The organism is Polaribacter sp. Hel1_33_96 (genome assembly GCF_002846595.1).
Lineage (GTDB): Bacteria > Bacteroidota > Bacteroidia > Flavobacteriales > Flavobacteriaceae > Polaribacter.
In genome coordinates this window covers 1,941,798-1,956,065 of record NZ_PJMV01000001.1, presented here as the reverse complement: position 1 = coordinate 1,956,065, position 14,268 = coordinate 1,941,798, and the positions used below count along the sequence as shown (strand labels likewise).

At 28.0% G+C, this 14,268-nt stretch carries 12 protein-coding genes; 5 read left to right on the top strand and 7 right to left on the bottom strand.

The features are described 5' to 3' along the window. Nucleotides 1-10 precede the first annotated feature (10 nt). Complete coding sequence (locus tag ATE90_RS08545; RefSeq protein WP_101451530.1) at nt 11-1,159, bottom strand: transporter; 1,149 nt, start codon at nt 1,157-1,159, stop codon at nt 11-13. A 172-nt stretch (nt 1,160-1,331) separates the two neighbouring features. Here ATE90_RS08545 and ATE90_RS08540 point away from each other — a divergent pair, with 172 nt between their 5' ends. Further along, entirely contained in the window at nt 1,332-1,577 is a 246-nt protein-coding gene (locus ATE90_RS08540) for a DUF4834 family protein (RefSeq protein WP_231960074.1), read from the top strand. A gap of 84 nt (nt 1,578-1,661) precedes the next feature. Continuing rightward, nucleotides 1,662-4,100, top strand: coding sequence for a YfhO family protein (locus tag ATE90_RS08535; RefSeq protein ID WP_036785127.1), 2,439 nt, complete (start codon nt 1,662-1,664; stop codon nt 4,098-4,100). Here the strand turns inward: ATE90_RS08535 and ATE90_RS08530 are convergent. Continuing rightward, nucleotides 4,092-5,582 carry a helix-turn-helix domain-containing protein gene (locus tag ATE90_RS08530; RefSeq protein WP_180335191.1) on the bottom strand — a complete coding sequence of 497 codons (1,491 nt, stop codon included), beginning with the start codon at nt 5,580-5,582 and terminating at the stop codon, nt 4,092-4,094. The genes ATE90_RS08535 and ATE90_RS08530 overlap by 9 nt on opposite strands. A 610-nt stretch (nt 5,583-6,192) precedes the next feature. Between ATE90_RS08530 and ATE90_RS08525 the strand changes: the two genes are divergently transcribed. From ATE90_RS08525 to ATE90_RS08515, 3 genes are read left to right on the top strand one after another with little or no spacing between them, the layout of a single operon-like run. Continuing rightward, entirely contained in the window at nt 6,193-7,383 is a 1,191-nt protein-coding gene (locus ATE90_RS08525) for a glycosyltransferase family 4 protein (protein WP_036785130.1), read from the top strand. Then, nucleotides 7,380-8,639, top strand: a complete 1,260-nt coding sequence (locus tag ATE90_RS08520) for a glycosyltransferase family 4 protein (protein WP_036785132.1) — start codon at nt 7,380-7,382, stop codon at nt 8,637-8,639. The genes ATE90_RS08525 and ATE90_RS08520 overlap by 4 nt, the downstream gene beginning before the upstream one ends. Nucleotides 8,640-8,646: 7 nt before the next feature. Continuing rightward, nucleotides 8,647-10,140, top strand: coding sequence for a lipopolysaccharide biosynthesis protein (locus ATE90_RS08515; RefSeq protein ID WP_036785133.1), 1,494 nt, complete (start codon nt 8,647-8,649; stop codon nt 10,138-10,140). Here the strand turns inward: ATE90_RS08515 and ATE90_RS13685 are convergent. The 5 genes from ATE90_RS13685 to dapB all read right to left on the bottom strand — a co-directional run bounded on the left by ATE90_RS13685 (nt 10,135) and on the right by dapB (nt 14,267). Continuing rightward, nucleotides 10,135-10,440 carry a DUF6122 family protein gene (locus ATE90_RS13685; protein ID WP_036785134.1) on the bottom strand — a complete coding sequence of 102 codons (306 nt, stop codon included), beginning with the start codon at nt 10,438-10,440 and terminating at the stop codon, nt 10,135-10,137. The genes ATE90_RS08515 and ATE90_RS13685 overlap by 6 nt on opposite strands. A gap of 123 nt (nt 10,441-10,563) precedes the next feature. Further along, complete coding sequence (locus ATE90_RS08505) at nt 10,564-11,145, bottom strand: Crp/Fnr family transcriptional regulator (RefSeq protein WP_101451251.1); 582 nt, start codon at nt 11,143-11,145, stop codon at nt 10,564-10,566. A gap of 34 nt (nt 11,146-11,179) precedes the next feature. Further along, nucleotides 11,180-11,776, bottom strand: a complete 597-nt coding sequence (locus ATE90_RS08500) for a WbqC family protein (RefSeq protein WP_101451249.1) — start codon at nt 11,774-11,776, stop codon at nt 11,180-11,182. A gap of 5 nt (nt 11,777-11,781) precedes the next feature. Then, nucleotides 11,782-13,485 carry a signal peptidase I gene (gene lepB, locus ATE90_RS08495; RefSeq protein WP_036785137.1) on the bottom strand — a complete coding sequence of 568 codons (1,704 nt, stop codon included), beginning with the start codon at nt 13,483-13,485 and terminating at the stop codon, nt 11,782-11,784. An 80-nt stretch (nt 13,486-13,565) separates the two neighbouring features. Further along, nucleotides 13,566-14,267, bottom strand: a complete 702-nt coding sequence (dapB, locus tag ATE90_RS08490; protein WP_036785140.1) for a 4-hydroxy-tetrahydrodipicolinate reductase — start codon at nt 14,265-14,267, stop codon at nt 13,566-13,568. Nucleotide 14,268 lies beyond the last annotated feature (1 nt).

Here is a 14,268-nt window from a genome sequence, read left to right as displayed (position 1 = left end):
AGTAGTATTTCTAGTGGTCATCTTTTTTTACTTCTTTTTCTAATTCTTTAATTTCTCTTTCAAGCTTTTCAATTTCGGTTTCTTCTTTCCTCTTTTTCTTGCCAAATAGTCCAAATAAACCTCTTTTTTTGTTTTTAGTGATTTTTTTTGTTCTAGTTCTGCTAGGCCTTTTTCTTATTGTTTTTGTATTTTTCTTCCTTTCAAGGAAGCTAAAAATCCTTCTAAAAAAACTTTTTTGATTATTATATTTTGTTTTCGGAGTACCTTTTAGAGTTAAATTAGATTCTTGTAAATCAACAAATGAATCTTTATGTTTATTTATTCTGTAAGAAATACCTAAACTACCATATGTCCCCTCAGCTTTCCCCTCAAAAAGTATTCTTACAGAAGTATTTATTTGAAAATCTCTATTAATCAAATAGGCTAAACCAGCAGCTAGATTTGTGTTGTTTTGATATTTTTGTAATACTGTTTGGTTTTCAAAAAAGCCAGACCATTTGTCACTAAAATTTTGTGTAGCCGTAATTATATATGAAAATTCGGAGAAATCAGTCCCAATTTTGTCGTAGTATAAATTAGTAATAATATTAAAATCATTACTCATATTATTTTGTAATAAGATTCCTATTTTAGGCGACATATTTCCTGTTTTATATATGTCGTTTACCATATCTGTATTTACTCCTGCATAAATTGCTACAGAGGGAATTAACCTATTTCGATCAAAGGCATGTCTTTTTTTCCAGCTTCTAACTTCTTTACTTTTATCTTCATACTCTTTTTGAAAAACTAAATATTTTGCACCTATAGTAATTTTTTGAAATCCTGTTGAAAAATAAGAAGAAGTAAAAATGTTTTTAAATGCAATTTTATCTCTTTGATAACTCACCTGAGCATTTAGTTCTAATTTTTCGGATAAAAGACTAGTTCTAAAAAGCATATCAAATCCAAAAGATTGTGGAATAGAAAAAGTAGGCTCTATAGATGTGTTTCTTAAAAATAAATTACCTTCAAATTGATAAATGCCTCTTCCAACACTATAAGGACTCTCAGAGAAACCAGGTTTGTTAGAATTTATAACATCCGTATATTGACTGTAAGCAGACGAAAAACCAAGTAGAAAGAATAAACAAGAAAGTTTCAGTAGATGGTTTTTCATTAGCCCAAAAAAGCGTTTAAATTTAAAATTGATTTGTGAAACAAACATAGAACAAAATTGCTGTTCTTAAAAGCATTGAGTACTTTTTTACTTTTGTTAAAATTTTATAGTTTGTTAACGCTGCAATTGTTGTCAAATTGTTATTTTTGATTGATTTTTAAAATTATTGAAATTGAAAACATTATTTATTATTCTTCTAGTTTATTTAGGCTTTAAGTATTTAATACGGTTGTTTGGTCCTTTTTTAGTAAAAAAAGCAGCAGAGACTATAAAGAAAAAGACCGAGCAACAATATAATAGTCAGCAGCCTAAAAGTACAGTTAAGGAAGGCGAAACAACTATAGATAAAGCACCAAAAAGCAACCAACAAGGTAAAAATTCTGTTGGAGAATATGTGGATTTTGAAGAAATAGATTAATCTTTAAGCGGTGTTTACAGTAAAATCTAGATACTTTTTTAATTGAATGCAATCAAATTTAATTTTTAAATCTAACTTCGTAAAGTGAAATCAAAAAAACTTCTACCTTATATTATTGCAATTGCAATTTTTATTTTTGCCTCTTTAACTTATTTTTATCCTGTTTTAAAAGGACAAAAAATAGCCCAATCAGATATTACTCAGTTTCGAGGAATGGTTAAGGAAATTAACAATTTTAGAGCTGATAAAAATACAGAACCTTATTGGACAGGAGCTTCTTTTTCAGGGATGCCAGCCTATCAAATAAGTGCATATTATCCCAATGATTTCGTTAGATCGATAGACAGAACTTTCCGTTTTTTACCAAGACCAGCGGATTATACTTTTCTTTATTTTTTAAGTTTTTTCGTATTGATGTTGGCCTTGAAAATTGAATGGAGATTGGCAATTTTAGGGGCACTTTCCTTTGGTTTTTCTACCTATTTAATAATCATATTTGGAGCAGGACACAATGCAAAAGCGCATGCAATTGCATATATGCCATTAGTCCTAGCCGGAGTTTTATGGGTTTTTCAAAAACGGTATATTCTTGGCTTTTTAGTTACAGGTTTTGGGCTGGCTTTAGAAATTTATACAAATCATCCTCAGATGACTTACTATCTTGGGTTTTGTTTATTAATTTTAGTAGTTGTTGAATTTATAAACGCTATCAAAGAAAAGTTACTTCCAGTTTTTATAAAACAAAGTGTTGTAATTATTGCTGCAGTTTTATTAGGAATTGGAGCAAATTCTTCACGCTTAATGGCAATGAAAGAATATGGGGATTATAGTACAAGAGGAAAATCCGAACTAACCATAACGCCTGATGGTAGTGTAAAAGAAGCTGCTGTTGGATTAGATAAAGCCTACATTACGGAGTATAGTTATGCCAAATTAGAAACTTTTAATTTATTTATTCCACGATTTATGGGTGGAGGAACTGTTGAGAAACTAGAAAACAGTTCAGAGTTATATAAAGTTATTGAAACAAAACTAGGGAAAAAAGGAGCAGATTATTTTACCGATCAAGCGCTTACATATTGGGGGGATCAAACAATTGTTGAGGCTCCTGCTTATATTGGTGCTGTTATTTTCTTTCTTTTTTTCTTAGGTTTATTTTTGGTGAAAGGAAGGTTAAAACAATGGTTATTAGCCGCAACAGTATTTTCTATTTTATTAAGTTGGGGTAGAAATTTTGAAGGATTAACTAATTTTTTTATAGACTACGTGCCTTTGTATAATAAGTTTAGAGCGGTTTCTTCAATACAAGTTATTGCAGAATTGTGTGTGCCAATTTTAGGTGTTCTAGCTTTAAAAGAATTTTTCTCTTTAAAAATTTCATCCGAAGAAAAAATTAAAGCACTAAAAAAATCACTTTACGCTTTTGGAGGATTAATTTTCATTGGTTTTTTATTAGCACATAGTTTTTCAACTTTTGAAGGAATTAGAGATACTACGTACTTAAATATTGAAAAAGAATATAATATTATTGGGGTTTTAGATGCCGTAATTGCGGATAGAAAAGCGATGTTATTAATTGATGTTTTACGTTCTTTATTTTTAATGCTGTTAACCGCTGGTGTTTTATGGATGTTTCTAAAAAGTAAATTAAAACAAGGAATTGCTATTTTAATAATTGCTGTTTTTGTTTTGTTTGATTTAGTTTCTGTCGACAAAAAATATGTAAATAAAGATGATTTTAAATTATCAAGAAAAATAGAAAAACCTTTTATTGCTTCAAATGCTGATAAATTAATATTGCAAGATAAAACTCATTTTAGAGTAGGTAACTTTTCAGTAAACCCAATGAATGACGGAAGCACCTCTTATTTTCATCAATCTATTGGGGGCTATCATGCGGCAAAAATGATGCGTTATCAAGAATTGTTTGAATATCAAATTGCAAAAAATAATATGCAGGTATTAAACATGTTAAATACGAAGTATTTTATTGTAGATAATGATAAAGGTGAGAAACAAGCACAGCAAAATCCGGATGCAAACGGAAATGCATGGTTTGTAGAAAATGTAAAGGTTGTAAATTCTGCAAATAGTGAACTACAAATTTTAGATTCTTTAAATACTAAAATGATTGCTGTTATAGATAAAAGTAAACTATTAGACAATGTTAATTTTAATTTTGAAAAAGATTCAACTGCGACGATTAAATTGATAAATTATGATGTTACAGAATTAACCTACCGAACCAAAACTGAAAAAGAGCAGTTTGTGGTTTTTTCTGAAATTTATTATAAGGATGGCTGGAACGCCTATATTGATGGGAAATTGACAAACCATTTTAGAGTAAATTATGTTTTACGTGGAATGAAAATTCCTGCTGGAGAACACGAGATAGAATATAAATTCGAGCCAAAAGTAATACAACAAGGAGGCATGATTTCGTTATTTTCCTATATCTCTATAATTTTAGTTTTTGTAGTTTGGTTTTTTTACGGAAAAAAAACAAGGGGTGAATTAATCTAGGTTAAGACCTTTTATAAACTCAGATGGTGTATTTCCTTTATACTTTTTAAAAGCTCTTGCAAATGCCGAGGCATTCGTATAACCAATTTCTGCGGCAAGGGACTTAATGGTATAGTTTCTATATTTACGATTTGTAGTCAATTTTTTAATAATATATTCTATTCTTAATTCAGTAATATATCGTTTAAAAGATTGATCAAATTCTTTGTTAATGATGTAGGATAAATAAGAAGTATTAGTATTTAAATTTTTGGCCAGAACGTTTATACTGAAATCCGGGTCTAAAAAATCTGTGGTTTTTTTAAGTTCATTTATCCCTTTTAAAAGGGTGCTCTCTAATTTTTGATTAATGTTATATTCTTTTTTTTGAACGTATAGTTTACTTTGAAGTTCAGTTTTAACATCTATTAATGTTTGTGATATTTTTATATTTCTTTTAAATAATAAATAGACTATTAATATGACCAATAAAATAACTAAAAATGTAATTATTGATAGGTTTTTTGTCTTGCTTTTTTGCTTTTTTAGAATTAATTTATTTAACTCTTGGGCATTCTGATAGTCATATAAATAACAAGAGTTATTAGCCTCGTTTTTGTTTTTATTTAAAATTTTTAATTCTGCTATGGTTATTTCAGAATATTTATAGGCACTATCTATTTCTTTGTTGTTATAATATTGGTTTGCTAAAATATCATGGATAGAAATCGCTCTTTTTTTAATTTTTGGTTTTTTTGTGTAATTTTTTAAAAACTGTTTACTATAATAAAGTGTAGAGTCGTTATTTTTAAGTTGATAAAAACAAATTGCTTTTAATGAATTGATAGTTTGCGTTGTTTTAAATAGAGCACTATTTGCAGTATATTTTTGAATTAAATTTAAAGCATCTTTAAACCTTTTTTTAGAAATTAAAACTTCAACTTCTCTTAATTGATATAAGGTTTCTGAATCTTTATGTGGTGGATTAAATTTTTTAACGACTTCAAAAGCTCTTTTAAAATAGACGCTTGCAGAATCTAAATCACTACTTGTTTCGTGTTTACTAGACTTTAAATAAGATTCTCCAATGGTATTTAATATTGATGAAAGATTTAGTTTTAAATAGTAATCTCTCTCATTTAAATCTGAATAAATACTTATGTGCTTCGGAACTATTTCTTTTAATATCTGCCTGGCTTCTTCGTAAAGACCTAAAATTGATTTAATAATTGCTAAATTATATTCGGTTGAAAGCAAATTAGTTGTATAATAATAGTCTTTTTTCGCTAAGCTTTTAACAATCTTCTCTCTTTTTACTAAAACTTCAAAAGCATCTTGAAATTTGTTCTGGTTTTTATAAATCCAAAAAAGTCTATTTAAAGCTGTAATTTTATTTTTTTTGAAACAAAGTTCATTCCTATTATTTGAATTTTCTAAAACATATAATGTTTTCTCCTTTGCTAATTTTAACTTACTCTTTTGATAAAGAGCTTTCGCTTCCATGTTAAAAGCACTGTAAAAATTACATAAGTTTTTAGATTTTTTTAATTTTTTTGAATAATAAATTAAACTATCACTATTAGTATCCGTAAACTCTACAATTTTTTTTAGGTAGAAGCTGTCTTTCTCCGAGTTCTGTGCGGAAATAAGACCGGTAAATAAAAAAACTACAAGTTTTAAAAAAACCTTCTTTTTTATCATGAAAAATTTAAATATTAAATACTGTATATACAATGATAGGGAACTTCACTTGAAATCGAAAAGAAATGAGTGCTTATATTCAATATTCGTTTTTTTTTAACCCTTTAAAAAGTGTGCTTTTTATAAAAAGCCCCATATTATCTTAGCTGTTAACCTCAAATAACAATATATTTGTTTGAATTAGGGATCATTGCTTGAAGCATAGAAGAAGAGATATTAGTTTGTCTCTTCTTTTTTGCGTTTTAATTTTGTGGATATATCTTTATTTCTCTTCGATTTCCTTAAATTTACTTTTTATTTAAATCAGATTCTTGCAAATAAATAGTTCAAATACAGTCTTTAGAAAAAAACAATTACTACTTCAAAATAGTTTTAAAAGTTCCCCTTTTTTTTTAATACAGAAAGAAGAAATATGAGAATTGGAATGATTTTAGACGCTCCTTTTCCTCCAGATCCAAGAGTCGAAAATGAAGCAGTTTCATTAATAAAAGCTGGTCATCAAGTTTTTCTTTTTTGTTTAAAATACAATAATGAAAAATCTTCAGAAGTAATCAATAAAATTCAGATTAAAAGATACAATTCTAATAAATTAGAATACAAACTTTCGGCGCTGGCATATACAGTTCCTTTTTATACTTCGTTGATGTCTTGGAAAATTGAGCAATTTATAAAAGACACTAAGGTTGAAGCCTTGCATATTCATGACATTAGAATTGCACAAGCAGTTTTTAATATCAATAAAAAATACAATTTACCCATTATTTTAGATCTACACGATAATATGCCTGAAGTAATGAAATTATATCCTCATCTTCAAAAATTTCCTGGTAAATACATTATTTCGCCTAAAAAGTGGAAACAGAAAGAAGAAGAATTTATTTTAAAAGCGAATAAAGTAATTGCAGTTTCACCAGAATTTTTGGAAACTCTAATCGCTAGATTACCTTTAAAAAAAGATAAATTTGTTTTAGTGCCAAATACTATTCGAAAAGCTTTTTTTGAAGATTATAAAGTGGATTTAAATATTACTAAAAGATATAAAAATAAGTTTGTTATTTTGTATTTGGGAGATACGAACATAAGAAGAGGCTTGGAGACGGCGATAAGTTCTGTAGAAAAATTAAAGTATAAGATACCGAATTTAAAATTGGTAATTGTTGGAAAGAACACAACCGATACAATTTTGAAGCAACAAGTCAAAGATTTAGAAATAGCCGAGTTTGTTGATTTTGAAGGCTGGAAAAATGTTAGTTTATTTCAGTCTTACATTCTTTCTAGTGCCATTTGTATTTCTCCTTTACACAGAAATTTGCAACATGATGTAGCTTATGCGAACAAAATTTTTCAGTACATGAGCTTTGCAAAACCATTATTAGTTAGTGATGCCATTGCACAAAAACGATTAGTCGAAAAAACGAAATCAGGCTTAGTGCATCAAGAAAAAAATGCAGAAGATTTTACAGATAAAGTTTTGAAATTATTTGACGATGAGACTTTAAGAAATGAGTTGGGAGAAAATGGAAAATTTTTTATTGAAAATGAATTTTCTTGGGAGCAAACATCAAAAAAACTCATACATTTATATGATAATCTTTTAAATTGAAAGTATTAATAATTACATATTATTGGCCTCCTGCAGGTGGTTCTGGCGTTCAGCGTTGGTTAAAGTTTGTAAAGTATTTACAAAAATTTGATATTGAACCAATTATATACACAGTTGATAATGCAAATTATCCAAAAGAAGATATTTCTTTAATTCATGAGATTCCAAAAAATATAAAAGTTCTGAAACAACCAATTTGGGAGCCAACGGATTTGTTGTTTTGGAAGAAAAAAGAGACTCAAAAAAAAGATGTATCTAATGCTGTAAAGAATGGTTTTTTATCATTTGTTAGAGGTAACTTCTTTATTCCAGATCCTAAAGTATTCTGGGTAAATTCTTCGGTTAAATATTTACACGAATTTTTGAAATCAAATAAAATTGATGTTGTAATTTCTACAGGTCCGCCTCATAGCATGCATTTAATTGCAAAAAAAATACATCAAAAAAATAATATAAAATGGATTGCAGATTTTAGAGACCCTTGGAGTGATTTGTATTATAACAAAGATTTTAATCAATTACCATTTGCAAAAAACAAAAATATAAAGCTAGAAACTTCTGTTTTAGAAAATGCGGATTGTATTTTAACCGTGAGTAATTCTTTAAAAAAACAGTTTTCTAAAAAAGCAAAAAGAGTGGAAGTAATTACGAATGGTTTTGATGATGAAGTTTTAACTGAAAATTTAATATCATTAAACACTAAATTCACAATTTCTTATATTGGTTTGTTACCAAAACAGAGCAATCCTAAAATACTATTTAAAGTATTGGAAATTTTAAGTCTAGAAAATTCAGATTTTAAAAAGGATTTACAAATTAATTTTATTGGTGATATTGCTGATGCTGTTAAAATTGAAATAGGGATTCATAATTTATCGAAGAATACGCAATTTATTGGGTATGTTTCTCATCAAAAGGCAATTGAATATCAAAAAACATCACAAGTTTTGTTATTGTTAATTCCTAATATTGAGAATTCTAAAGGAATTTTAACGGGTAAATTATTTGAATATCTGACGGCGAAAAGACCTATTTTAGCAATTGGTCCAGAAAATGGAGATTTATCCGAAATATTAAGAAGCACAAATGCAGGGGTTGTTGTAGATTTTAATAATGAAGTAAAATTAAAATTAGAAATTAGTAAATTGTATCATCAATACAAAGAAGGAAAGTTAAAAGTGAATTCTAAAAATATTGAACAATTTCATAGAAAAGTATTGACTAAAAAATTATCAGAAATTATAAAAAAAATATAAATAAATAATGGGAATTGTTTTAAAACAATCTTTTAAAAATACAATAATTATATATTTAGCTTTTTTAATTGGAGGTGTAAATACAATTATATTTTATCCTGAGTTTTTAGGATCAAAATTTTATGGTTTAGTTGTTTATTTATTATCTACTTCAAATATCATTATGCCTTTTTTAGCTTTTGGAGTCCATTTTACGATGGTAAAGTTTTTTTCATCTTATGAAACAAAAGAACAAAAAGATAGGTTTTTATCATCATTAATATTCTTACCACTACTAATAGCATTACCTCTTGGTTTTCTTTGGGATTATTTCCACCAATTAATAATGAACAGAGTTACAGAAGGAAATAAAAATATAGAAAGTTATACTTTTTCTATATATATCATAAGTGTGTGTTGCGCATATTTTGAGTTTTTTTATTCTTGGACAAAAGTGCAACTAAATACTGTTTTTGGCAATGTTTTAAAAGAACTTTGGAATAGAGTGGTAGTGATGATTTTATTACTTTTTGTCTTTTTAGAATGGATAACAAAAATTGAATTTATTTATTATTTAACTTACGCTTACATTCTAAGAACAATTGTAATGATGTTTTATGCATTTAAAGTGTATATGCCTAAATTTCATTTGAAGTTACCTGATAATTTTTCTGAGATCATTAAATACTCTGCTTACATAATTTTAGCTGGAAGTGCAGGTGCTATTTTATTAGATATAGATAAAAATATGATACCTAATAAAGATACTATAGAAAAAGTAGCATATTACACAGTTGCTGTTTTTATGGGTTCTTTTATTGAGGCTCCAAGCAGAGCAATGACACAAATTTTACAACCTTTAACCTCTAAATCTTTAAATGATTCTGATATTGGTGAAGTAGAAAATTTATACAAAAAAAGTTCTATTAATTTATTTTTAGTTGGAGGATTGTTTTTTTTACTAGTAAATTGTGGAGTACATGAATTATTTAAATTAATGCCAGAAAAAGGATACGCAGGTGGGGAGTTAGTTGTGTTAATGATTTCTATAGCAAAATTATACACTATGTTTTTAGGCAATAATGGTGCAATAATTGGGAATTCAAAATTTTATAGAATTACTTTACCCTTGGGTATTGGTATGGCATTGTCTGTTTATTTTATGAATAAACTTTTTTACTTTAAATTAGATTTCGGGACTGATGGTCTAGCATTGGCGACTTTAATAACCATTTTGTTTTTTAATACTGTAAAATTGTTTTTTGTAAAAAGTAAGTTCTTAATTACTCCTTTTACAGATAAGTCTTGGAAGATGTTTGTTATAATTTTAGTTCTATTTTGTTCTTTTTATTTTTGGAATTTTTCCGTACCAATAGTAGAAATTTTTAATAGAGATATTTCTCCCATATTTAATCTCATTTTGAAAAGTATTTTAATTACAGTTTTGTATTTGTTTATTGTGATTAAGTTTTCTATCTCTAATCAAATTAATAGTATTGTAAGAAGATATATTAAATTATAGATAACAATCTATAAAATCTGTCAGCATATGAAATAGTAATGCCAACGCAATAACTCTTGTTTTCTTAAAAAAAAGTCCAGTAAAATATATTCCACAAGCAAAATAGGTATGTAATGGATGAAAATTAATGCTGCATCTGTTTTCTTGAAAAATAGGATTTGCTATTAAGTGATCTAAATCTACGAGCATAGATGACAAGAAAATTAAATAAATTATTTTCCAGTTTTGTTTAAAAAATAAAAAAGATATGAGCAGTGGTACTAAGAAATGAAGCGAATAATGGACTATGAATTTTGACATAAAAAAAAGGTTTATCGCAAAATAAACCTTTTTTATTATGATAAAAGAAATGGGGGAGAATCTTTTTCTTAATCAAAATTAATGATTAAAAGACAAAATAACGTTTACATATGTTAAGCGATTTTATATAGAATAAATACTTTTTCTAATTCTACTTAGTTGAACGGCTGTAATGTTTAGGTAAGAAGCTATGTTATATTGAGTGATAATTTCTTCAATATTTGGTATTTCTCTTTTAAGTTTTAAATATCTCTCTGTAGCGTTTAACACTGAAAGATCATAAATTTTAGACGCCATTTTTAGAAAAATAAATTCCAAGACTTCACTATACAGGCCAGCTATAGCCATATCTTTTCTTGCAAGCTCTTTAAAGCTTTTATAATTAAATTGATAAAACACACAATCAGTTAAGCAGTCATACGAAAGTTCACTTGGTTTGTTAGATATTAAGGATGCTAAAGGGCCTGTTGATCTATATGGAGTGAATATACTTCTTATATGTTCTTTACCGTTGTCATCAACAAAATAAGACTTTACTATACCAGATTTTATAATATAACTATCAGTTGCAATTTTTCCAGCTTTTGCTATAGTATCTTTTTTCTCATAGCTTACAATATTTATTAGTTTAGAAAATGCTTCAAAACTACTCTCTGGAATTGGAGTGAAATTAGGATTTGAAAAGAAATTTTTTAAAAATTCCATAATCTATTATTTTTATATGTTTTAATAAATTTTATCATAAATAACTACAGGTATTAGGTCCTTCCATAAATAATAGGTCTAAAATAGAGAGATTGGGAATAAATCCATGTTTCTCATCAAACATTTGAATGTAATTATCTTTCATGTTTTTCAAATGATTTTTTTTTTCTGCAAGATATCTAAAATCTCTTTCGGTCTCTTCAACTCTGTATTCTTCACTTTTAGAAAAACTAGTCTCTAGTTGCAAAGCGTCATCAATAAATAGAAAGGTGTCAATATTTACATCTTGAAGATATTTATATTTTTTTTCAAATATAGGAGCAATGTCATCTTCAAAAAACTCAAAAAAAGGAGAGCTTCGATACGCTATTTTTAAAGACTTAAAATGATGGTCTTGCCAAGGAAAATCGTTTTCAATTAAAGTGTCTTTTGTTTTTTTTCTTCCGTCTTTAATTTGATGTTTTACTGGAATACTTAATAATTGTTTTCCATTAGAATTATGAATGTAACAGCGGTTTCTGTAGCTTTGTTTTTGAAAATTATCATCCATTTCGAAAACAATATTTTCAGATTTTATAACTTCTGAATATTGAGAAATAGGAGAGAAGTACGTAGGAATAAACAAAGACATGCTACTTATTTTTTAGACGTTTTTTTCTTTCCTTTATAAAAACTATAACCAATATAAAGTGCAATTAAAGCAAAAACAAAATATCGATAAGAAATAGGTTCTCCATCTCCACCAACGGTAGTAAACATTCTATTCCATCTTATAGATTTTAATTTAGCAGTAAAACTTGGCGCATTAGCGTCCCAACTAAACCAAATCATAACTGGTTTTCCCAAAACATGATCAAAAGGTACATAACCCCAGTAGCGCGCATCTAAAGAATTGTGTCGATTATCTCCAATCAAATAAAAATAATCTTGTTTAAACGTATAAGAATCTGTTTTTTCTCCGTTGATAAAAATATCCTCACCATTAATAACTAAATCATTGGATTCATAATTTTTGATAATTTGTTTGTAAAAAGGAATTGATTCTGAGTCTAGTTTTACAGTTGCTCCCTTTTTAGGAATGTAAATGGGCCCAAAATTATCTTGACTCCAGCCTAATTTTTTTACATGAGGAAAAATAGCATTGTCAGGAGAATGGTTTATCTTTTTTACAGAAACAGTAAGAGGGTATTTTTCGAGTCTAATAACTTCTTCTTCAGTTAAATTAATGTTTATTTTATGATCAACATTAATCATTTTTAACCTTTGAGCAAATTGCGGATTTACACCTCCAGCTACTTCAGTGTATAAAGAGTCTTCGCCAATTTTTGATAAGTTTCCGTTCTTTTTAATAGCTTCCTGAACTTTATCATTATTCCAATATTCTGATAAAATTTTATAAACTCCTGTTCTTTCTTTGTTCAATAAAAATTTGGGATAAGTGCTTTGACTGATAGGTTGTTTACACTCAAACGTGTAATAAAACTGTAGTTTAGCTCTGTAAGGTAATTCGTTCTTTTTACCATTGATGAAGAAATAACCATTTCTCATTTCTAGAGAATCACCGGCAATACCCACTGAGCGTTTTACATAGTTCGTTTTTTTATCAACTGGTTTATATGTGAATTTACCAGAAGTATCTCCCCACATTGTTGCCAAAGAATCTGCAGGCCAATTAAAACAAACAATATCATTATTTTTAATTTTTTGTAAACCAGGTAAACGGGTATAAGGTAATTGTGGTTTCTTAAGATAGGATGCTGTGCCTGTAAAAGGTAAAGAATCATGAACCATGGGTGCGGCAATTACAGTTGATGGAACTCGAGCACCATAATGAAACTTACTTACAAAAAGATAATCACCAACTAATAAAGATTTTTCTAAAGAGGATGTTGGTATCGTAAACGGCTGCATAAAATAGGTGTGTACCAATGTGGCAGCAATAATTGCAAAGGCAATAGAGCTAACCCATTCACCCAATTCAGAGCGTGGTTTTATACTTCTTTCAGCATTGTATTCGGCATCTGTGTTATAATTAATGTAAAAAATATACAAGCCTAAAGTTGCAATTACTAAAAATGAATCTAATTTTTTGTAGAAGCCGAAAGTTCTAATGGTTTCTATCCAAATAACTGGAAACATTAACAAATTTACAACAGGAACAAATAGTAAAATAACCCACCATTTTGGACGATTGATAATTTGCATTAAAACAATTCCATTATAAACAGGAACGGCGGCTTTCCAAGCCTTTCTGCCTGCTTTCATATAGAGTTTCCAAGTCCCTAAAAAATGAATTACTTGAACAACTAAAAAAAAGATAAACCACTGTGTAAATGTCATAATGTTATTTTTAAATTCCTTCGGAAAGGATGAAATTCTAATGTTTTATAAGGCGCAAAATAGCTAAAATGTTACAGTTTTTAACGGATGTTTAACACATCTTTCATCGAAAAGACTCCGGTTTTGTTAGAAATCCATTCAGCTGCAATAACAGCGCCTAGAGCAAACCCTTTTCTACTATGGGCTGTGTGTTTAATTTCGATAGTATCAACTTCAGAATTATACCATACAGTGTGTGTTCCCGGAACTTTCGGGGTTCTCTTAGCTACAATTGCAATGTTTTCTTCGGATGTCTTTTCTCCTAATTCCCAATTATTTTTAGAAGTATTTTGTATAATTCCCTCAGCCAAAGTAATTGCCGTACCACTTGGAGCGTCTAATTTTTTTGTATGATGAATTTCTTCCATAGAAATACTATAGCCTTCTATAGTTTTCATCATTTTTGCCAGTTGTTTATTTAGTTCAAAAAATATGTTCACACCTAAACTATAGTTAGAAGCATAAATAAATGCACCATTTTTTTCTTTACACAATGTAATTGCCTCATCATATTTTTCTAACCATCCTGTAGTACCAGAAATGACAGGTACATTGTTGTTTAAACAGTTTGTAATATTATTAAAAGCTGAAGTAGGAACACTAAAATCGATAGCAACATCAGCTAAAGTAATATCAATTTTATCATCAACATCCTTTCTAATTACTATTTCATGACCTCTTGAGACTGCTATTTTTTCAATCTCTTTACCCATTCTTCCATAACCTAAAAGTGCAATTTTCATT

Bases quoted from the DNA above. Each gene is read 5' to 3' on its own strand.
- ATE90_RS08500 (WP_101451249.1), bottom strand. From the start codon at position 11,776: ATGTCTTTGTTTATTCCTACGTACTTCTCTCCTATTTCTCAATATTCA.
- ATE90_RS08530 (WP_180335191.1), bottom strand. From the start codon at position 5,582: ATGGAAGCGAAAGCTCTTTATCAAAAGAGTAAGTTAAAATTAGCAAAG.
- ATE90_RS08525 (WP_036785130.1), top strand. From the start codon at position 6,193: ATGAGAATTGGAATGATTTTAGACGCTCCTTTTCCTCCAGATCCAAGA.
- ATE90_RS13685 (WP_036785134.1), bottom strand. From the start codon at position 10,440: ATGTCAAAATTCATAGTCCATTATTCGCTTCATTTCTTAGTACCACTG.
- dapB (WP_036785140.1), bottom strand. From the start codon at position 14,267: ATGAAAATTGCACTTTTAGGTTATGGAAGAATGGGTAAAGAGATTGAA.
- ATE90_RS08515 (WP_036785133.1), top strand. From the start codon at position 8,647: ATGGGAATTGTTTTAAAACAATCTTTTAAAAATACAATAATTATATAT.
- ATE90_RS08505 (WP_101451251.1), bottom strand. From the start codon at position 11,145: ATGGAATTTTTAAAAAATTTCTTTTCAAATCCTAATTTCACTCCAATT.
- lepB (WP_036785137.1), bottom strand. From the start codon at position 13,485: ATGACATTTACACAGTGGTTTATCTTTTTTTTAGTTGTTCAAGTAATT.
- ATE90_RS08545 (WP_101451530.1), bottom strand. From the start codon at position 1,159: ATGAAAAACCATCTACTGAAACTTTCTTGTTTATTCTTTCTACTTGGT.